A 20,349-nucleotide genomic window follows, 5' to 3' on the forward strand; every position below is an offset into this window, starting at 1 on the left:
TTCCAGGTTACTCTACGGTAAATCTTCCTCTCTCATGTCCTGCATTCTCAACCTAACTGAGTCGGCATGAGAGGGTAAGCCTTCTGCTTGAGCCAATAGGTCAATGGCACCAGCAACCTGCTGGAGTGCAGCAGGAGAATACTGAATCAAACTGGAAGCTTTCATAAAGGTTTCTACCCCAAGCGCAGAGGCATAGCGGGCTGAGCCAGAGGTAGGCAGGGTATGGTTTGGTCCTGCCAAGTAGTCTCCGACCGCCTCAGGAGTAGAACAACCTAAGAAAATGGCTCCCGCATGACGAATCTCCTCAATCAGGCTCCAGGGGTCGGCAACTTCTAGCTCTAAATGCTCTGGTGCAAACTCATTCGACAGCTCAGCCGCCGTTGAGAGTGAATCAACAATCACAACCAGTCCGTAATGGGCGATCGCCTTTTCTGTCAACAGATTACGAGGGTGATTAATCAGTTGCTTGTCAACCTCTGCGACCACCTGCCGCGCTAGTCCTGAATCTGGGGTCAGCAAAATTGCAGCAGCTAGGGGATCATGCTCTGCCTGCGCCAGCAAGTCGGCCGCAACGTGAGCAGGGTTAGCTGTGCCATCGGCAATAATGAGGACTTCTGATGGGCCCGCCAGGGAGTCAATGCCAACCGTGCCGTAGACCAATTTCTTCGCCAGCGTCACGTAGATGTTGCCTGGTCCGGTGATCACATCTACTTTCGGAATTGTTTCGGTCCCATAAGCGAGAGCGGCGATCGCCTGAGCGCCACCTACCCGATAAATTTCCTGTACGCCTGCTTCTTGTGCAGCCACTAAAACCGCAGCATTAACCGCTTTGTTGGGTCCAGGAGGGGTCACCATCACGATTTGGGGCACCTTCGCCACCTTTGCCGGAATTGCATTCATCAACACCGTACTGGGGTAGGATGCCCGCCCCCCCGGAACGTAAAGTCCGGCTCGATCCACTGGCGTATAGCGTTTTCCCAAAACGACCTCGTGATCCCCAAACTGCACCCAGCTTTTAGGGACACGCTGACGGTGAAAGGACTCAATATTGCGACAGGCTAATCGGATTGCGTCCAGCAACTCCTTGGAGACTTGCTGATAGGCTGCATCGAGTTCTGAACCGCTAACTCTCAGCTCTTCAGGCTTGAGAAGTTGCCCATCAAACTCCTCTGTGTAGTGCAGTAGGGCACGATCCCCTTGACGCTTGACTGCTTGAAGCACTTCCCGAACCGTTGCCTCTTTATGGACAACTTGGTCATCGTGGGTGCGATCGCAGATCCGTCGCAATTCAGTTTGTGCTTCAGACCGCTGAGTAATAATTCGCAGCATCGCCACTTTAATTTAGAAATGCTAATCCGGGATAACCCGCTCAACTACCACAAGTTCTGAGGGTCGCTAAACCTCATAAATTCTAGCGGTTACAGCCGCCATTCTGAACCTGTATGTATCTAGCTTAACCTGGATTTTCCGATGATATGTATTGTTTCAGTAGATGCTAGACTAATTTGTCTGGTAATTTCTCTAATCATTCGCTAGAATGATTAGTCGCTATAAGCTCTCCCATAAGCAAGCTAACCTGAAGATTAACTGTGGCAAATATTAAGTCCGCTATCAAGCGCGTTAAAATTGCGGAGCGCAACCGTCTCCGTAACAAGTCGTACAAATCAGCAGTCAAAACGCTGATGAAACGTTACCTTACTGCTGTCGAGGCGTATGCTGCTAACCCTACTCCTGACTCAAAGGAGGAAGTTCAACAGCGCATGTCGGCTGCTTTCAGCAAAATTGACAAAGCCGTGAAGAAGGGTGTGATTCACCCCAACACCGGTGCCCGGAAGAAGTCTCGCCTTGCTAAAGTTTTGAAAGCTCACGAAGCACCCGTTTCCCAGGCTTCCTAAAGACTTTTTAGTTTTTAGAGTTGGGTTAAGGCATTGGGCAAGTAAGCTTCGGAGAAACTATGCAGTTGATTGATACTCACGTTCACCTCAACTTTGAGAGCTTTCAGCCTGATTTGGCAGCGATCGCTCAAAATTGGCGTGAAGCCGGAGTTGTGCGTCTTGTGCATTCTTGCGTCGAGCCAACTGAGTTCAGCAAAATTCAATCCATTGCCGATCAGTTTTCTGAGCTGTCTTTTGCTGTCGGTTTACATCCGCTAGATGTAGACAAATGGGAATCTGACTCTGCTAGTCAACTCCTGGCTCTAGCTCAATCTGATTCCAGAGTGGTAGCAATTGGAGAAACTGGGCTGGACTTTTACAAGGCTGAGAATCAAGTGCAGCAAGAAGCTGTCTTTGTGGCTCAGTTGGCGATCGCCCAACAGCTTGATTTGCCCGTAATCGTCCACTGCCGTGATGCTGCGTCTCTAATGGCAGAGTTGTTGCGTTCCTTCTGGAACCAGCACGGACCGGTCAAAGGTGTAATGCACTGCTGGAGCGGTACCCCCGAAGAAACCCAGTGGTTTTTAGATTTAGGGTTCTATATCAGCTTCAGCGGCATTGTGACCTTTAAAAATGCTCTCCAGGTGCAAGCTTCGGCTCAGATGGTTCCAAGCGATCGCATCTTAATCGAAACGGACTGTCCTTTTCTGTCTCCTGTGCCTAAACGCGGTGAGCGGCGCAATCAGCCCGCTTATGTCCGTTATGTAGCAGAGCAAATCGCTCGTTTGCGTCAAGTTTCTTTAGAAGACATTGCGAACCAAACCACCGCGAACGCTTGTCGCCTTTTTGGGTTGTCATTGCCCTACCCTGCGTCAAGTTCAAGCCAACCTTTGGTCAATGTGCCTAGTTAGTTGACGCGTCCCTCGGCGATCGGCTAACCGTCCGGTACTAGCAGAAAACCGGCAACACGAATTGAAATGCTTGCGACATAATGGTCTTTAGGTGTATACAATCATTGAAAACCGTTGACAAAGTCGAGCCATGTGAATTAGCAGTTAGAGTCACATCCCGTTTTGTCCTTGACGGTTCACCCAAGCTAGCGGAGCTTCTGCCTAATGTCTTTCTAAGCAAACTTCTACCGTTCAGCAAAGTGGATTGTCCTCTAGCTACAAACGAACCACCCCAAGTTACTCGCCGATATTGGAACTCATCCCAAGCTTTTTAGCTAAAACCAAACCTATCTAACTCTAAGTTAGTTTCAGTCCTCTTTGCTTTGAGGTCTGATTTTTTCATTGACATATCCACACAGATACTATAATATCTGGGACTCGCCCTGAGCGTGACCCGTTCAAGGAGACGCATGACTAACCTAACCCAAACTGCACCCGCCTTCGCCCTACCAGATTTAGTTGAAATTCAGCGGGCTAGTTTCCGTTGGTTTCTAGAAGAAGGACTGATTGAAGAATTAGAAAGTTTCTCACCCATAACCGACTATACAGGCAAACTGGAGCTGCACTTCCTGGGGAAGGACTACAAGCTCAAGCGACCAAAATACGACGTTGATGAAGCAAAACGGCGGGACAGTACCTACGCCGTTCAGATGTATGTCCCTACCCGGTTGATTAATAAAGAAACCGGAGAGATTAAAGAGCAAGAAGTCTTCATCGGAGACTTACCGTTGATGACCGATCGGGGAACGTTCATCATCAATGGTGCAGAGCGGGTCATTGTCAACCAAATTGTTCGTAGTCCTGGGGTTTACTACAAAGCCGAGACTGACAAAAACGGGCGACGCACCTACAACGCGAGTTTAATCCCTAACCGTGGGGCTTGGCTAAAGTTTGAGACTGACAAGAATGACTTAGTTTGGGTACGTATTGATAAAACCCGCAAGCTCTCGGCTCAGGTATTGCTTAAAGCACTGGGTTTGAGCGATGGGGAAATTTTTGATGCACTGCGTCACCCCGAATATTTCCAGAAAACAATTGAGAAAGAGGGGCAGTTCAGCGAAGAAGAAGCGCTGATGGAACTGTACCGGAAGCTGCGTCCCGGTGAACCACCCACCGTTTCGGGTGGACAGCAGCTTCTAGACTCTCGCTTCTTTGACCCCAAACGGTATGACTTGGGGCGGGTGGGTCGCTATAAGCTCAACCGCAAGCTGAGACTTAACGTTCCAGAAGCAACACGGGTGCTAACGCCTCAAGATATCTTGGCGGCGATCGATTACTTGATCAACCTGGAATTTGATATTGGCAGTGTGGACGATATTGACCACTTAGGTAATCGTCGAGTTCGCTCGGTGGGTGAACTGCTACAAAACCAGGTGAGAGTAGGATTGAACCGCTTGGAACGCATCATTCGAGAACGAATGACTGTTTCTGATGCTGATTCTCTGACTCCCGCTTCACTGGTTAACCCCAAGCCTCTGGTTGCTGCAATCAAAGAGTTCTTTGGTTCATCCCAACTCTCACAGTTCATGGATCAAACCAATCCTCTAGCAGAGCTAACGCACAAGCGTCGTCTGAGTGCTTTGGGTCCAGGTGGTTTGACCCGTGAACGGGCAGGTTTTGCAGTGCGGGATATTCACCCATCACACTATGGTCGCATTTGTCCTATTGAGACTCCTGAAGGACCAAACGCAGGCTTGATTGGTTCTCTGGCGACCCATGCGCGGGTCAACTCTTACGGTTTCATCGAAACACCCTTTTATCCAGTTGAGAATGGACGGGTTCTGAAGGAGCAGTCGCCGCTCTACATGACAGCGGATGAGGAAGACGATCTGCGGGTTGCTCCGGGCGATATTCCCATGGATGAAAACGGCTACATCTTGGGTGAGTCTGTAGCGGTTCGCTACCGTCAGGATTTCACCACGACAACGCCTACCGAGGTGGACTACGTGGCGGTTTCCCCCGTGCAGATCATCTCAGTAGCGACCTCCCTCATCCCGTTCCTAGAGCACGATGACGCGAACCGGGCATTGATGGGATCAAACATGCAGCGTCAAGCGGTGCCTCTGCTACGTCCTGAGCGTCCTCTGGTAGGTACCGGGTTAGAAGCTCAGGCAGCGCGTGACTCTGGTATGGTTACCGTTAGCCGACTGGATGGGGAGATTTCTTATGTAGATGCCAATCGCATTCGGGTCAGAAATGCTGAAGGCAAAGAAGTAGAGCATCTGCTGCAAAAATACCAGCGCTCTAACCAGGACACCTGTCTAAATCAGCGACCGATTGTGTTTGTGGGCGATCGCGTCGTCACGGGTCAAGTCCTGGCAGATGGTTCTGCTACTGAGGGCGGTGAAATTGCTTTAGGGCAAAACGTCATCGTCGCCTACATGCCTTGGGAAGGCTACAACTACGAGGATGCCATCCTAATTAGCGAACGTCTGGTTTACGACGATGTTTATACTTCCATCCACATTGAGAAGTATGAAATTGAGGCTCGTCAAACCAAGCTTGGACCTGAAGAGATTACCCGTGAAATTCCTAACGTCGGTGAGGATGCCCTGCGTCAGCTAGATGAAGAAGGCATTATCCGAATTGGAGCCTGGGTCGAAGCAGGAGACATTCTGGTGGGTAAAGTGACTCCTAAGGGAGAATCTGACCAGCCGCCAGAAGAAAAATTGCTGCGAGCCATCTTCGGTGAAAAAGCTAGAGACGTGCGCGACAACTCCTTGCGCGTTCCCAACGGTGAAAAAGGTCGCGTTGTAGACGTGCGGAAGTTTACCCGTGAGCAGGGAGACGAACTGCCTCCTGGCGCAAACATGGTTGTCCGCGTCTACGTTGCCCAAAAGCGGAAGATCCAAGTCGGCGACAAGATGGCAGGTCGGCACGGCAACAAGGGAATTATTTCTCGAATTTTGCCCAAGGAGGACATGCCCTATCTGCCAGATGGTTCTCCAGTTGATATCGTGCTGAACCCTCTGGGTGTCCCTTCCCGGATGAACGTTGGACAGGTGTTTGAATGTTTGCTGGGATGGGCTGGACACAATCTGGGCGTGCGGTTCAAGATGACTCCCTTCGACGAAATGTATGGCGAAGAGGCATCTCGAACGACGACTCACGGCAAGATCCAGGAAGCTCAAGCCGCAACAGGTCAAGACTGGGTGTTTAACCCCGATACACCAGGCAAGATTCAGGTGTATGACGGTCGTACCGGCGAACCTTTCGATCGCCCCATCACGGTGGGTGCAGCCTACATGCTGAAGCTGGTGCATCTGGTCGATGACAAGATTCACGCTCGTTCTACAGGTCCTTACTCGCTGGTTACTCAGCAGCCTTTGGGTGGTAAGGCTCAGCAAGGTGGTCAGCGCTTTGGTGAAATGGAAGTGTGGGCACTGGAGGCTTTTGGTGCTGCTTACACGCTGCAAGAGCTGTTAACCGTTAAGTCGGACGATATGCAGGGACGCAACGAAGCACTCAATGCGATCGTCAAAGGCAAGGCAATTCCTCGACCAGGAACTCCAGAATCCTTCAAGGTATTGATGCGTGAGCTTCAGTCCCTTTGCTTAGACATTGCAGCCCACAAGCTGGAAACCAAGGAAGACGGAACGAGCCGGGATGTTGAAGTTGACTTGATGGCAGACGTAAGCAACCGCCGCACTCCATCTCGCCCCACCTACGAATCGATTTCTCGCGACGAGATGGAAGAAGTGGAAGATTAGGCAGCTAATGGTCAGGGCAGCAGTCAGCTATAAAGCTTGCACGTAGCTGACTGCTTGTACCTGACAACGGGTTTGTATGAATTGCCAGGATAAAGAGGAAATTATTAGCAATGCCGAAGCTAGAACAGCGGTTTGACTATATCAAGATTGGTCTAGCGTCACCCGAGCGGATTCGCCAGTGGGGAGAGCGGACTCTTCCTAACGGAATGTTGGTTGGCGAAGTGACCAAACCTGAAACTATTAACTACCGGACACTAAAGCCGGAAATGGACGGCTTGTTCTGTGAGCGAATTTTTGGTCCAGCCAAGGACTGGGAGTGTCACTGCGGTAAGTACAAGCGGGTTCGTCACCGGGGTATTGTGTGTGAGCGCTGCGGCGTAGAGGTTACGGAATCTCGCGTTCGCCGTCATCGCATGGGCTATATCAAACTAGCTGCTCCTGTTGCACACGTTTGGTATCTCAAGGGCATCCCCAGCTACATGGCAATTTTGCTAGACATGCCGCTGCGGGATGTTGAGCAGATCGTTTACTTCAACGCCTACGTGGTGCTGAATCCTGGCAACGCCGAAAATCTTACCTATAAGCAGCTTCTCACTGAAGATCAGTGGATCGAGATTGAAGATCAGCTTTATAGCGAAGATTCTCAACTTACAGGGATTGAAGTTGGAATCGGCGCAGAGGCTCTCCAGCGCTTACTGCAAGATCTGAATCTGGAAACGGAAGCGGAGCAGTTACGGGAAGAGATTGCGACGGCAAAAGGACAAAAACGCGCCAAGTTAATTAAGCGTCTGCGGGTAATTGACAACTTCATTGCGACGGGATCGCTCCCTGAATGGATGGTGCTATCGGTGATCCCCGTGATCCCACCTGACCTGCGCCCAATGGTGCAGTTGGATGGTGGACGATTTGCCACTTCTGACCTGAACGACCTCTATCGCCGAGTTATCAACCGGAACAATCGCTTAGCTCGTCTCCAGGAAATTTTGGCTCCTGAAATCATCGTCCGCAACGAAAAGCGGATGCTGCAAGAAGCCGTAGACGCGCTCATTGATAACGGTCGTCGCGGTCGTACTGTTGTCGGTGCGAACAACCGACCGCTCAAATCCCTCTCTGACATTATTGAAGGGAAGCAGGGTCGATTCCGCCAAAACCTGTTGGGTAAGCGGGTCGATTACTCTGGACGTTCTGTAATTGTGGTTGGACCCAAGCTGAAGATTCACCAGTGTGGTCTGCCGAGAGAGATGGCGATCGAGCTATTCCAACCCTTCGTGATCCATCGGTTGATTCGCCAGGGTTTGGTCAACAACATCAAAGCAGCGAAAAAACTGATTCAGCGCAATGATCCCAGCGTTTGGGACGTGTTGGAGGAGGTTATTGAGGGGCACCCCGTGATGTTAAACCGTGCTCCAACGCTTCACCGTTTAGGTATTCAAGCATTTGAGCCAATTCTGGTTGAAGGCCGTGCTATTCAGATTCATCCTCTCGTTTGTCCTGCGTTTAACGCAGATTTTGATGGTGACCAAATGGCAGTACACGTTCCTCTCTCGCTAGAAGCTCAGGCTGAAGCCAGACTGTTGATGTTGGCATCAAACAATATCCTTTCCCCAGCGACGGGTCGACCTATTGTCACGCCTAGCCAAGATATGGTCTTGGGTTGCTATTACCTGACAGCCGAAAACCCAATTGAGCAAAAAGGAGAAGGTCGTTACTTCTCTACCTTGGACGATGCAATTCTTGGCTATGAGCAGGGTCAGGTAGACATCCATGCCTATGTCTGGGTGCGGTTTGATGGGGCAGTTGAGGACGAGGGAGCAGGTAGTCATGAGCTGCTAAAAGAAGAAAAATCCCCAGATGGTACGGTGACGAGATACTACAAGTTCCGTCGGATTCGAGAGGATGCAGACGGAAACCGTATTTCCCAATACATTCGCACTACTCCCGGTCGCATCATCTACAACCGAACAATTCAAAACGCCTTGGTTTAAGCCGAGGTAATCGGTCGTCAGCGGTTTTGCTTCAACTCAGTTATTGAATTGAGCTTAATCGCTGACTGCTTAATCGCTATTTTTTATGGGGCGGAGACAAATAATGGCAGAGCACAACTCAACTCAGAAGCAGGAGCAGGAATTTATTTTCCGTAATCGCGTCGTCAATAAGGGACAGCTACGCAGGCTAATTGCCTGGGCTTTCACCAACTATGGCACGGCACGAACTGCTCAAATGGCGGACGAGCTGAAGGATTTGGGATTTCGATACGCAACCAAGGCGGGTGTGTCGATTAGTGTAGATGATTTGCAGGTTCCACCTAGCAAGCGTCGCCTACTGGAAGCTGCCGAAGAAGAAATTCGTCAAACTGAAACGCGTTATACCAGAGGCGATATTACTGAGGTCGAACGTTTCCAGAAAGTAATTGACACTTGGAACGACACCAGCGAAGAACTGAAAGATGAAGTGGTGCGCCACTTTGAATCTAGCGATCCGCTGAATTCGGTTTACATGATGGCATTCTCTGGAGCACGAGGAAACATTTCTCAGGTGCGTCAGTTGGTAGGAATGCGGGGTCTGATGGCTAACCCTCAAGGGGAAATCATCGACTTGCCCATTAAAACCAATTTCCGAGAAGGCTTAACCGTAACGGAGTACATCATCTCCTCCTATGGTGCGCGTAAAGGATTGGTCGATACCGCGCTGAGAACGGCAGACTCTGGATACCTCACCCGTCGTTTGGTAGACGTTTCTCAGGATGTGATTATTCGAGAACTGGATTGCGGTACCCAGCGAGGTATTCCAGTTCGCAGTATGACCGATGGTGAACGGGTTTTGATTCCGCTGAAAGACCGTTTGCTGGGTCGAGTCATTGCTCAAGACATTATCCACCCAGAAACGGGTGAAGTCGTTGCACCTCGAAACCAGGCTATTTCTGATGACTTGGCTCAGTTGGTAGGCAAGTTAGGACTGAGTGAAGTGGTGGTGCGATCGCCTCTCACTTGCGAGGCTACTCGCTCGGTTTGTCAGCACTGCTACGGTTGGAGCTTAGCCCATGCCTATATGGTTGACCTGGGTGAAGCAGTCGGAATCATCGCTGCACAATCTATTGGCGAGCCAGGTACGCAGCTGACCATGCGGACCTTCCACACGGGGGGTACGTTTACGGGTGAGACAGTGCCTCAGATTCGGGCATCGTTTGATGGCGTGGTTCGCCTATCAAAACCCAAACAGCTGAGAGCGCGGGCATTCCGCACCCGTCATGGTGAAGACGCGCTGATTATGGAGGCAACGGTTGATGTCAGCGTTGAATCGGCTAGTGGTCAAAAGGAAACAACTACGATTCCTCCCGGTTCTATTCTCTTTTCGCCAGAGGGTACTGCAGTCAAAGCGGGGCAGATGATTGCTGAGATGCCTGCGGCGGGACGCGTTCGTAAGGTAACTGAAAAAGCTACTAAAGACGTTGCCTCCGACCTGGCAGGTGAAGTGAAGTTTGCTGATCTGGTTCCTGAGGAAAAGAAAGACCGTCAGGGTAACACCACCCGAATTGCTCAAAGGGGCGGTTTGGTTTGGATTCTCTCAGGTGAAGTTTATAACTTGCCACCTGGAGCGGAGCCTGTTGTCAAAAATGGCGATCGCGTTGATGCCAATAGCATCCTGGCAGAAACCAAACTCATCACAGAGCATGGTGGCGTTGTCCGGATTCCTCAAGAGAGTGAAGGCAAAGGTGGGCGTGAAGTCGAAATCATTACGGCCTCTGTTTTGCTAGACCAGGCACGGGTACATGCTGAGAGCTATCAGGGTAGAGAACACTACCTGATTGAAACGCCTCACAACCAGCGCTTTTCTCTCATTGCCACCCCTGGCACTAAAGTGACTAACAATCAGGTTGTTGCCGAACTGATTGACGATCGCTACCGCACCCAAACTGGTGGAATTATCAAATATTCTGGCGTAGAGGTTGCCAAGCGGGGCAAAGCTAAGCAGGGTTATGAAGTCGTAAGCGGTGGAACCTTGCTGTGGATTCCAGAAGAATCTCACGAAGTCAACAAAGACATCTCTTTGCTCCTAGTCGAAGACGGTCAATACGTTGAGGCAGGCACAGAGGTTGTTAAAGATATCTTCTGCCAAAGCAATGGTGTCGTTGAAGTTACCCAGAAGAACGATATTCTACGCGAAATCGTGATCAAGCCAGGTGAACTTCACATGGCAGACAATCCCGAAGCGGTCATGAATAAGGATGGCTCGATCGCCAATCCAGGACAAGAAGTGATGCCAGGGCTGTCTGTCAGCGATTTGCGCTACATCGAATACGTAGAAACTCCTGAAGGTCCAGCGCTGCTGCTGCGCCCCGTGACTGAGTTTGCTGTCCCTGACATCCCTTCGGTGCCGAGTCAAGAATCGACCAACGAGGAATCGGGACGCTCTATTCAGCTTCGTGCGATCCAGCGCATTCCTTACAAGGATGGAGAGCGGGTGAAATCGGTTGAAGGCTTAGAATTGCTGCGGACTCAACTGGTGTTAGAGATCGACAAAGATGCTCCCCAGCTTGCAGCAGACATCGAGCTTGTTCCCGATGAATCTGACCCAGACTCAATGCGCTTGCAGCTAGTGATTCTAGAATCACTCGTGATTCGTCGAGATGTATCAGCTGACCAAACTCAGGGCAGTACTCAAACTCGCATCTTGGTCAAAGATGGAGATCAGATTGCACCGGGTGCTGTGGTTGCTCGTACTGAAATTCAGTGTAAAGAAGCTGGAGAAATTCGCGGTATTCGAGAAGGCGCGGAGGCAATCCGCCGAGTTCTTGTCGTCCGTGATGTAGACCGCGTTACGGTAGACCTGAAAGGCGAAAAGGCGACTGTGCAACGAGGTGATCTATTAGTAGCAGCCACAGAGATTGCACCAGGAGTCAGACTAGAAGATTCTGGTCAAGTTGTTCGAGTGACAGACGAGGCGGTGACATTGCGAATTGCACGTCCTTATCGAGTATCACCGGGTGCCGTTCTGCATATTGATGATGGAGATCTGGTGCAGCGGGGTGACAACCTGGTACTCCTGGTGTTTGAGCGGACGAAGACGGGAGACATCATTCAAGGTCTACCTCGGATTGAAGAACTCTTGGAAGCTCGTAAGCCCAAAGAAGCCTGTATTCTAGCGGCTCGTCCTGGCACTGCTCAGGTGGTTTACAGCGATGATGAAACTGTCGAAGTCAAAATTATTGAAGCAGACGGCGTAATCACGGAGTATCCCATTGGACCTGGACAGAACGTCATCGTTGTAGATGGTCAGGAAGTATTGGCGGCTGAACCCCTCACCGATGGTCCTGCTAACCCTCACGAAATTCTGGAAGTCTTCTTCAAGCTGCATCGAGAAACGCTGGGCGTTCACGAATCTGCCTTGATCAGCTTAGAGAGGGTACAAAACTTCCTGGTAAATGAGGTTCAGTCTGTTTACCAATCTCAGGGCATCGACATTTCTGACAAGCACATTGAGGTGATTGTCCGGCAGATGACCTCAAAAGCCAGAGTGGACGATGGTGGCGACACCAGTATGCTTCCCGGTGAGTTGGTTGACATGCACCAAATTGAGCAAGTCAACGAGGCCATGTCGATTACGGGTGGCGCGCCTGCTGAGTACACCCCGATGCTGTTAGGTATCACAAAGGCTTCTTTGAATACCGACAGTTTCATCTCAGCCGCCAGCTTCCAGGAAACCACCAGGGTTCTTACAGAAGCAGCGATCGAAGGGAAGTCAGACTGGTTACGAGGACTAAAGGAGAACGTGATCATCGGTCGCTTGATTCCGGCGGGTACAGGCTTCAATGCTTACGAAGAAGTGGGTAGCCCCGACCTGGATCTAAGCTTTGATGGCAGCGTCTTTGATGATGATGTTGATCTCAAGGATGTCGTTTTAGACGATCGCACCGCTCGTACCTATGAGTTAGAGGGAGGCTTTGATGTCTTCCCACCACCAGAAGGTTTGCGTAGCGGACGAGATGAGATACTGGAGCCTATTAGCAGTCGCCCCCCCGGCTTTAGCTTTGGTAGCCAAGAAAGTCCAGAAGAGGATGAAGAGGACTCCTACTCCCCCATCCTGGATGACGACTTTGAAGATGAGGTGGACGACGAGGAGGAATAGACTCGAAGTCATACCTTATAAAGATCACGTAAGAAGGTGAGGGCAGTGCCCTCACCCTTTCTAAAAATTAGGGCACCCCGCAGCGCGGGGTGCCCTTCTATCTATTGCCTTAATTTTTGGAATTGGTACTAAGCAAAAGCTATGGAGTGGGTTGAAGTTCGGCTGTACGAACAGAAACCTGTTGGGTGCGATCGCCCCTTTGTACTCTCAGCCGCAGCGTTCTACCCACTCCACTCCGATCAACTAAATTTTGCAGTTGGTCGGCGGTCCTCACGGCTTGTCCATCAACCTGAGTAATGACATCACCTCGACGCAGTCCAGCTTCAGCCGCAGGTGCATTTTGTATCACACCCACAATCAGAACCCCGTTAACTTCGGGTAGGACAATGCTGGAGTTAGGATCGTCGTTATTCTGCTTTGCCAAGTCCGGCGTGAGTGTGGCGATCTGTACCCCTAAATAGGGGTGGGAAACGCTTTCACCTCTAGCCAGGCGATCGGTAATTTCCTTAGCCAGGTTGATTGGAATTGCAAAACCAATCCCGGTCGCATTTGCTCTGATTGCTGTATTGATTCCAATTACCTCACCTCGTGCATTCAGTAGCGGACCACCAGAATTACCAGGGTTAATAGCAGCATCAGTTTGAATAAACTCTAATCGCTTGTCAGGAATTCCGACGAGGGCACTAGAGCGATTCAGTGTACTCACAATTCCTAAAGTGACGGTGTTGTCGAGTCCGAGCGGGTTGCCAACGGCGATCGCCCAATCTCCAACTTGTACCTGATCTGAGTCGCCCACTGGTGAAACAGGCAAATTGTCTCCCTCGATCTTGACGACTGCCAAATCTGTCACTTCATCTGAACCCCGCACCTCCCCAGAAAACGTGCGTCCGTCTTTGAGCGTCACCCGAACACTATCTGCCCGATCCACAACATGAGCATTCGTCACAATAATTCCACTGCTGTCGATGATGAAGCCTGACCCCTGACCAATTTGACGTTCTTCATAGGGTTGAGGTGCGGCTCCTCCAAAATAGCGGCGGAAAAATGGATCGTTAAAAAACGGATCAACGCTACGGGTAATAGTCCGTTCCGTATCAATCCGGACGACCGCTGGCCCGACTTGATTGACAGCCGCTGCTACAAAACTTTCCGTGCTAGCCGCAGCAGAAGGAGCCTGTGCCAGAATCTGTCCAGTCGGAGAGATTGGAATTGCCCACGCAGGAGCAGCTTGAAGCGTCCCAAACGCCAAGACTGTCACCAAAAACAGCACAAAGATACGAGTCATCATGGGTCGTAAGCGTTGTAAGTGAGAGAAAAAATCACAGATCTGCATAGTGTCTACTTGTAACCGCTGAGCAAACTTCGGTTGATCAGGAGTCAAGAACTAGGTCACACCCTAGCCAAAAGACTAGAACTCCCAAAAGGAGATACAGCAATCCTCACTTCGAGAAGGTGCGTTTAGCGGAATTGCAGTACCAGTTCCCCCGAAAACGCACCCTTATCGCTTATGAGTTGCTCTATCTAGTCAAATTCTAGCTATTGTGTTGTCCAGTCTGTAGGAAATAGGTGTGAGAGAATAATTTTGAACCCAGCTGAAAACCCGTGTCTAGTGCGGCCTTGTTGAAGCTGCACTAGGATAGAATCGAGAAAACGTGAACAATCGTACCACCATGGCAGCTTCTGAGTTACCTTTGCATTCAGCGATCGACCATTCCCATGCCGATCATGCTCACGAAGACCAGCCCAACCATCCCCACGTTCACAGTCAAGAGTCCTTACGGCGGATTATTAATCGGCTCTCACGCATTGAAGGGCACATTCGCGGCATCAAGGTCATGGTGCAAGAGAGCCGCCCCTGTCCAGATGTGTTAGTGCAAATTGCCGCTGTGCGTGGAGGATTAGATCGGGTTGCGCGAATTATACTAGACGAGCATTTGACGGAATGCGTTGGACGAGCCGCCAAACAAGGCAATATCGAGGTTGAAATTGAAGAATTAAAGTCAGCTTTAGATCGGTTTCTCCCGTAATTCTGATGCTGTCAGTGTAGGATTGACTTCGGTATAGCTGAGTTTTTATGGCTAAGTTTTACAGTGAATTAACTCCGTCCTTGCAAGAATTCATTGCTGAGCAAAAGCTGTTTTTCACAGCATCAGCTCCAACTGAAGGACGAGTAAATTTGTCTCCAAAAGGCATCGATACCTTTCGGTGCATTGATTCTAAAACTGTTGCCTATCTAGATCTGACTGGAAGTGGCAATGAAACAGCGGCTCATCTGCATGAAAACGGTCGTATGACGATTATGTTTTGCAGTTTCACCGAGCAGCCACTGATTTTGCGCCTCTACGGGCAGGGCAAGGCGATTCGTCCCAGGCACCCGGAGTGGCAGGAGTTTTATCCGTTGTTTAATGTCACTCCTGGCGAACGCCAGATCATTGTGCTGACGGTTGAAGCAGCTCAAACATCCTGTGGTTATGGAGTGCCACTTTATGAATTTAAGCAGCAGCGAGAAACATTGATCAATTGGGCAGAAAAGAAGGGAGATAGTGGCATCGAGCAATATTGGCACGACAAGAATCAGAAAAGTATTGACGGCTTACCTACCCAGATCTTTAGTGATTGACGGCTTATTCCTCTTGCCAGTTTGTCTTGTCAAAATTGCCCTGCGGCTTGCAGTTCTTCCTTAAGTAATTCATAGTAAACCTCCGGCAGGCTGGCAGTCATGGCGTTAGTTTCGATGCCATAGCCAAGGCTTGTCCATGTGCCTGAGAGAATTTGCAGAACTTCTTCAATATTGCCTGACCTAAGCAATGCTGAAAGGTCAACTCCCCAGGCTTGAGAGTCGGTAAGCCAGTCGTAAACGACCTCATCTTGAAACTCTGGGGCAAAGCTATAGGTTTTACGAAATAGAAACGCGGGGGGCTTAGAGTGATACTCTCTTGCCTTTTCCAGCCAGGTAGTTGTGAGAAACTGGTAGCGTCCTGCTGCGGTTGTACAGTCGCCCAGGTTAGGTCCAGCGACGATTGGAATGCACCGATCGGGGTGGCTGCTGAGGTCTTGAATGCGATCGCCCCCATACACGATCGAATAAGGCTGGGGGTCGCTAGACTCGCTCACAGAAATCGTTCGCATCAGCGCCCGAATATAGGGATCGCCGCCCCGCATTGCTAGAGGAATGGGATGCCCATCCCAGTTGGAGTCAAGGGGTAGTCCAGTTAAACTCCCTTGCCAATCCTTCGACATGAGCGTCAGACTCATGCCCACAATGCTCAAAATAATTAGAAAGTGCCAAAATGAACCAGAGTTTTGCTCCCGTTCGGCGGCTGAAAGCTTTTCGGAAGCTTGCGAGGGCGATGGACGCACTGAGTCGGCTACCTTTTTGCTTGTATTTCAATCAAGTTATGCTAGCAAACAACTCCTCAAATGGCTTCACTGGTGCTTCCGGTTTTGCCACAATTTCTACAATTTTGTTGCGAGCGGTAGACTGAAAGAGCGATTCTACGCAGACTTGCGCTACTTTTGTGCGGGGAATGCTGCCATCAAACAGCGTATCTGCGCTTGCCATGACGATGCGATCGCTATTGTCTTCGTTTTTTAGCCCTCCCGGTCGCACAATCGTGTAGGGCAAGCCACTGCTTTGCAGATATTCCTCTGCCCGCTTCTTCCACACCAGAATTAGCCAAAACAGATTGAGCGGATGAAAAAACTGGGAAGTGCAGAGAGAAGAAACAAATACAAACTGTTCAATGCCAGTCGCTTTAGCTGCATCTACTAAGTTTTTGCTGCCCTCGTAATCCACTTTGTAAGGCCCGGTTGGGTCGAGGCTGGGGCTAGCTCCCGTCGCGCAGAGGAGTACAGTACTGTCGGCAATCGCTGCCTTCAAACTCTCAAGCTGCAACACGTCACCCACCACTAGCTCAGCCTCAGCAGGTAAAATCTGCCGTCCCTTCTCTAAATCGCGCACTAATGCCCGAACGGGTATATTCCTTTGAACTAACTCTTGCACGATTCTCCGTCCGGTTTCACCGGTAGCCCCTGCTACAAATGCTTTCATGGTCTGTCTTTAAGTTGATGAATTAACGTTGATAAGTTGATGAATATGAATCTGAGATACAGGATCTCTGCTGGACTTTAAGGTAGAAATGGGTAATCTAGCCACAACAACATGTAGTTAAGTTAAGCTAGGCTCCAACGATTCACCTGAAATCACGTACAGCGATGATCTTGATCAAGTATGACAGCCGGATATCGCCTTATCTTTTCCGTAGATCAATCATGGTTGCCTTCTAGATCAAAAGATATGCTGAGTGAACTAGGTAATTGAATCCTCGATAGATAGATTTTTGCGTTTACCCCTGTGTCTCTGCCAAATCTAGGCACGGGTCGAGTCAAATAGTAAATTCAATAGCCACTATTGCAGACGAGATTGTAGGAAAGTATGTTTATGCAGGCCAACTCAGCAGATCATCAGCCCATCGAGAACTCAAACCCTATTTTGAGCGTCACATCAGGGTTGGTTGATGGTAATGTGCCTACTATGGAAGAGTCCGCCTACCTTGCCGAACCGACTTGCTTTCATGGCTACTACAAGGGCTGCATGGACATGTATGCTGATGCTGAGACCGTAGCCAAGTATTTAGATGCACATCATGGCTGGTTTCGCCGCTGTGCCCACCCGATGAAGGCAGAGCCGCTCGGAGAAAATGGCTATACGCTGATAATTGGACGGTTTGGCTCATTTGGTTATGAGGTGGAGCCTAAAGTTGGCTTAGATTTACTGCCTCAAGATCAGGGAGTTTATCGCATCAAAACGATTTCCATTCCTGGATATGAAGCACCTGGCTACGATGTAGACTTTCAGGCTGCTCTAGAACTGGTTGAGGCAAACGCTGAGGTGGATGCCTCAACAAAGCTGACTCAAGTGGTGTGGGAACTCAATTTAGAAGTGTATGTTCAGTTTCCTCGGTTTATTCATGCTTTGCCGAAGTCGTTAGTGCAATCGACGGGCGATCGCCTGCTCAACCAGGTTGTTAGACAGGTTTCTCGCTGCCTGACGCATAAGGTTCAGGAAGATTTCCACGCTAGCGTTAACGCACCTTTAGTTAAGAAATCCCGCAAAAAGTATCCCTGGAGCCGAAGTCAAAACCCTTCTACGCACGACTAGAACTTTCTCGCTAGAGTGTCGGTCTTGGTTTCATAAAGAAGGGAGGCAGGACATTGTCCTGCCTCCCTTCTTTGTTGTCTTTATTGGTTGTCTTTGTTGCTACTAGCGCTGCATGTGCTTTTCTAGCAAGCTCTTGGACATGGGCTTGTAGAGCAGATGAAACAGCATCTCAATGTAGCGCACCATATCCTCTCGGTTTTCTTGCGAAGTATAGTTCCAGAAGCCGTAGATTTTGGCGAGTGACATCAGCTTGGTGGTGTGAATTTTCCAGGTGTAGGTGCTGTAAACCCGCTCTATTCCGCGATTAGAAATTTCTTCCCAGTAGCCAGGGTTTTGGTCACACTTGGAGATGAAATCCAGAATGATTTCAGCCATTTCTTCAGGCAACGTCGGGTTGATGTAGAAGCCGTTGTACTTGTCTTGAATAATTTCCAATGGACCACCAAAACGAGTTCCAAATGTGGGTAGTCCAGAAATCATGGCTTCCAAGATGGTTAGACCAAAGGCTTCAAACAGAGCAGGCTGAACAAAAATGCCTCGGTTATCAGCAATCACGCGGTAAATTTCCCCAGAATCGCTCTTTGGCAAACGCACGCCTAGCCACCGGATTTTGCCGTGCAGGTTGTACTGATCGATGATTTGGTAAAGTTTGTGGATCTCGTTGATCTCTTCCTGGTCGTTTGATTCCTCTGCCCGCAGTTTTCCTGCCACCAAAATCAGGTTGCACCGCTCTTGCAATGCTTTGCTCATACCAAAGCATTCTGCTAGACCCGTGAGGTTCTTGATTCGATCGAGGCGGGCCATCGAAAACAGGGGGCGTTTGCTGGGGTCGTCTAGTTTGCCATAAACACTGCTAGGGTCTTCTGAGGTGAAGAGCAGTTCTTCCAGGCGATCGCGATCGCCTGGTACCCGATCTTCCATCCGACTGTAGGGAAAGTAGGAGCTTTCGTTTACGCCAGGGGGCACCACGTTAAATTTGGGGCTGAATAGATCAATCCCGCTCACCACGTGATACAACTCTGGCATCGTGAAGCATTTGTAAGACTCGTACTGTCCAACGCTGTCGGGCGTTCCAACAATTTCCTGGTAGGTGCTGCTGATAATGAAGTTGGCAGCGTTCATGGCAATCAGGTCAGCTGTAAACTGAATCGAGAAGTGATACTGGTCTTCCAGGTCTTGCCAGTACAGGTTACTGAACAGGTATTTTGATTTTTCTAGAGCGTGCGCCACGTTGCACTGAGTGACTTTCAGGCGGCGGGCGAGCAAGAAGGCGACCAGGTTGCCATCGGAATAGTTGCCAATAATCAGATCTGGTTTGCCCTGAAACTCAGCCAATAGTTCTCGTTCAGCGTCAATGGCGTAGGTTTCCAGGTAAGGCCAGATTTCAAAGCGGGAAATCCAATTTTGCGTGAGGTTGGGGTTAAATTCGCGGAAGGGTACACGCAAAATCCAACCATTCTGAGTGCCGTGAATCTTCTCCAGCCGTTGGTTGCAGAGCGTGCCGTCGCTGTTGGGAATCAGGCGAGTCAGGACAATCACCTTAGGATGGACGGACTCGGCTTCTAGTCCTGCTAGAGCAATGTCTTGCTGGAGCTGCTTTTCAATGCTTCTTACCTGGTCAAGGACGTATACAACCTGACCGCCTGTATCGGGGCGGCCCAAGACTCCCTCTTGCCCAAACCAGCCATGAGGGGAGACTAACACCACCCGAAACACCATCGGAATGCGGGAAATGAAAGCTTCTAGGGATTGGTGATCTGGCGAATCTAAAAGCTGGTCGAGCATCTCCAGCGTTTCACGAACTCGGCCTGCAGTATTTCCCCAACCTGGCTCAAATCCTAATGCTTGTAGGTCAAACCGAAAATTGTCGTAAGCCTCATCGTGGGGGCGATTGCTAACTAGGGTCAGGGCGCGTTTTAGCTGATCCGAAAGTTGTTGTTGGGATTGAATTCGACCATTGATCAGGAGTTGAGTGCCATTGCAGCTATGCAGGCTGAGGAATTTGTAAAGCGCCTCTAACCACTGCTTTGGGTCTTGGAATAATTTGCTGGAAAGGTAGCGGTTGAGGAATTCTACGCCTTTGCCGATGTTTTTGGGATCGCGCAGGGCGGGTGAATAGTCATAAAAGGGCTGGAAATCAACCTCCAAAACATCGCCTTCTTGCGGATTGAAGCGGTTAACAAAGCGATCGCGCAGATCCAACAACTCTTGAACTGTCATTGACTCTACAGTTAAATCTTCCAATAATCGATAGACCTCCTGACTGGCAATTTTAGGTCTAACGATTATGCACAAGCTTTCCTGATCTAAGATGATTTCCTGTGTGTAATAAATGAGCTTGCCTAAATGAGAAGACTGCAAAAACTGCTCAGGTTTCTGGTTGTGGGCACAATACTCGGCAAAAGCGGTAATGATGTCATTTCTCAGCAAATATTGCTGATCGCGCTGTCTTAATTCGCTGGCAAACTGGCGTAAATCGGCTCTCTCATCCTGATTGGTAAGAATCGCTTGAATCAGCTCGGACATAG

General features: G+C 49.8%; 13 protein-coding genes. 8 read left to right on the forward strand and 5 right to left on the reverse strand.

Annotated features, from left to right (window positions below; genetic code table 11):
• Window positions 1-12 precede the first annotated feature (12 nt).
• On the reverse strand, window positions 13-1,329 hold the full coding sequence (hisD, locus tag H6F88_RS06890) for a histidinol dehydrogenase (protein ID WP_190641997.1): 1,317 nt from the start codon (window positions 1,327-1,329) through the stop codon (window positions 13-15).
• 260 nt (window positions 1,330-1,589) lie between these two features.
• On the opposite strand from hisD, the gene rpsT reads away from it, so the two are divergent.
• The 5 genes from rpsT to H6F88_RS06915 all read left to right on the forward strand — a co-directional run bounded on the left by rpsT (window position 1,590) and on the right by H6F88_RS06915 (window position 12,660).
• Window positions 1,590-1,895, forward strand: coding sequence for a 30S ribosomal protein S20 (gene rpsT / locus H6F88_RS06895; protein WP_190641998.1), 306 nt, complete (start codon window positions 1,590-1,592; stop codon window positions 1,893-1,895).
• Between the two features lie 59 nt (window positions 1,896-1,954).
• Window positions 1,955-2,785, forward strand: coding sequence for a TatD family hydrolase (locus H6F88_RS06900; RefSeq protein WP_190641999.1), 831 nt, complete (start codon window positions 1,955-1,957; stop codon window positions 2,783-2,785).
• 449 nt (window positions 2,786-3,234) lie between these two features.
• Window positions 3,235-6,534 carry a DNA-directed RNA polymerase subunit beta gene (gene rpoB, locus H6F88_RS06905; RefSeq protein WP_190642000.1) on the forward strand — a complete coding sequence of 1,100 codons (3,300 nt, stop codon included), beginning with the start codon at window positions 3,235-3,237 and terminating at the stop codon, window positions 6,532-6,534.
• Window positions 6,535-6,644: 110 nt separating this feature from the next.
• Window positions 6,645-8,519: a DNA-directed RNA polymerase subunit gamma gene (locus H6F88_RS06910; RefSeq protein ID WP_190642001.1), complete on the forward strand. Its 1,875-nt coding sequence runs from the start codon at window positions 6,645-6,647 to the stop codon at window positions 8,517-8,519.
• A 103-nt stretch (window positions 8,520-8,622) separates the two neighbouring features.
• Window positions 8,623-12,660: a DNA-directed RNA polymerase subunit beta' gene (locus H6F88_RS06915; RefSeq protein WP_190642002.1), complete on the forward strand. Its 4,038-nt coding sequence runs from the start codon at window positions 8,623-8,625 to the stop codon at window positions 12,658-12,660.
• A 139-nt stretch (window positions 12,661-12,799) separates the two neighbouring features.
• Here H6F88_RS06915 and H6F88_RS06920 read toward each other — a convergent pair whose 3' ends face one another.
• The gene (locus tag H6F88_RS06920; protein ID WP_199333486.1) at window positions 12,800-13,948 is read right to left on the reverse strand and encodes an HhoA/HhoB/HtrA family serine endopeptidase; all 1,149 of its coding nucleotides are present in this window, start codon (window positions 13,946-13,948) and stop codon (window positions 12,800-12,802) included.
• Between the two features lie 382 nt (window positions 13,949-14,330).
• Here H6F88_RS06920 and H6F88_RS06925 point away from each other — a divergent pair, with 382 nt between their 5' ends.
• Window positions 14,331-14,687, forward strand: a complete 357-nt coding sequence (locus tag H6F88_RS06925; RefSeq protein WP_190642004.1) for a metal-sensitive transcriptional regulator — start codon at window positions 14,331-14,333, stop codon at window positions 14,685-14,687.
• 47 nt (window positions 14,688-14,734) lie between these two features.
• Window positions 14,735-15,280, forward strand: coding sequence for a pyridoxamine 5'-phosphate oxidase family protein (locus H6F88_RS06930; protein WP_190642005.1), 546 nt, complete (start codon window positions 14,735-14,737; stop codon window positions 15,278-15,280).
• Window positions 15,281-15,309: 29 nt separating this feature from the next.
• Here the strand turns inward: H6F88_RS06930 and H6F88_RS06935 are convergent, their stop codons facing one another.
• Together H6F88_RS06935 and H6F88_RS06940 are read right to left on the reverse strand one after the other, a co-directional pair.
• Window positions 15,310-16,020 carry a glycoside hydrolase family protein gene (locus tag H6F88_RS06935; protein ID WP_347277669.1) on the reverse strand — a complete coding sequence of 237 codons (711 nt, stop codon included), beginning with the start codon at window positions 16,018-16,020 and terminating at the stop codon, window positions 15,310-15,312.
• Between the two features lie 31 nt (window positions 16,021-16,051).
• Complete coding sequence (locus H6F88_RS06940; protein WP_190642006.1) at window positions 16,052-16,711, reverse strand: SDR family oxidoreductase; 660 nt, start codon at window positions 16,709-16,711, stop codon at window positions 16,052-16,054.
• A gap of 390 nt (window positions 16,712-17,101) precedes the next feature.
• Between H6F88_RS06940 and H6F88_RS06945 the strand changes: the two genes are divergently transcribed.
• Complete coding sequence (locus H6F88_RS06945; protein ID WP_190642007.1) at window positions 17,102-17,821, forward strand: DUF1997 domain-containing protein; 720 nt, start codon at window positions 17,102-17,104, stop codon at window positions 17,819-17,821.
• 102 nt (window positions 17,822-17,923) lie between these two features.
• Here H6F88_RS06945 and H6F88_RS06950 read toward each other — a convergent pair whose 3' ends face one another.
• On the reverse strand, window positions 17,924-20,347 hold the full coding sequence (locus H6F88_RS06950; protein ID WP_190642008.1) for a sucrose synthase: 2,424 nt from the start codon (window positions 20,345-20,347) through the stop codon (window positions 17,924-17,926).
• Between the last annotated feature and the right edge of the window lie 2 nt (window positions 20,348-20,349).

Source organism: Oculatella sp. FACHB-28, assembly GCF_014696015.1.
Classification (GTDB): Bacteria; Cyanobacteriota; Cyanobacteriia; order Elainellales; family Elainellaceae; genus JAAUTN01.

Excerpts from the sequence above, each read along its gene's own strand:
- hisD (WP_190641997.1), bottom strand. The coding sequence starts at position 1,329 with ATGCTGCGAATTATTACTCAGCGGTCTGAAGCACAAACTGAATTGCGA.
- H6F88_RS06900 (WP_190641999.1), top strand. The coding sequence starts at position 1,955 with ATGCAGTTGATTGATACTCACGTTCACCTCAACTTTGAGAGCTTTCAG.
- rpoB (WP_190642000.1), top strand. The coding sequence starts at position 3,235 with ATGACTAACCTAACCCAAACTGCACCCGCCTTCGCCCTACCAGATTTA.
- H6F88_RS06910 (WP_190642001.1), top strand. The coding sequence starts at position 6,645 with ATGCCGAAGCTAGAACAGCGGTTTGACTATATCAAGATTGGTCTAGCG.
- H6F88_RS06915 (WP_190642002.1), top strand. The coding sequence starts at position 8,623 with ATGGCAGAGCACAACTCAACTCAGAAGCAGGAGCAGGAATTTATTTTC.
- H6F88_RS06920 (WP_199333486.1), bottom strand. The coding sequence starts at position 13,948 with ATGATGACTCGTATCTTTGTGCTGTTTTTGGTGACAGTCTTGGCGTTT.
- H6F88_RS06925 (WP_190642004.1), top strand. The coding sequence starts at position 14,331 with ATGGCAGCTTCTGAGTTACCTTTGCATTCAGCGATCGACCATTCCCAT.
- H6F88_RS06930 (WP_190642005.1), top strand. The coding sequence starts at position 14,735 with ATGGCTAAGTTTTACAGTGAATTAACTCCGTCCTTGCAAGAATTCATT.
- H6F88_RS06940 (WP_190642006.1), bottom strand. The coding sequence starts at position 16,711 with ATGAAAGCATTTGTAGCAGGGGCTACCGGTGAAACCGGACGGAGAATC.
- H6F88_RS06945 (WP_190642007.1), top strand. The coding sequence starts at position 17,102 with ATGCAGGCCAACTCAGCAGATCATCAGCCCATCGAGAACTCAAACCCT.
- H6F88_RS06950 (WP_190642008.1), bottom strand. The coding sequence starts at position 20,347 with ATGTCCGAGCTGATTCAAGCGATTCTTACCAATCAGGATGAGAGAGCC.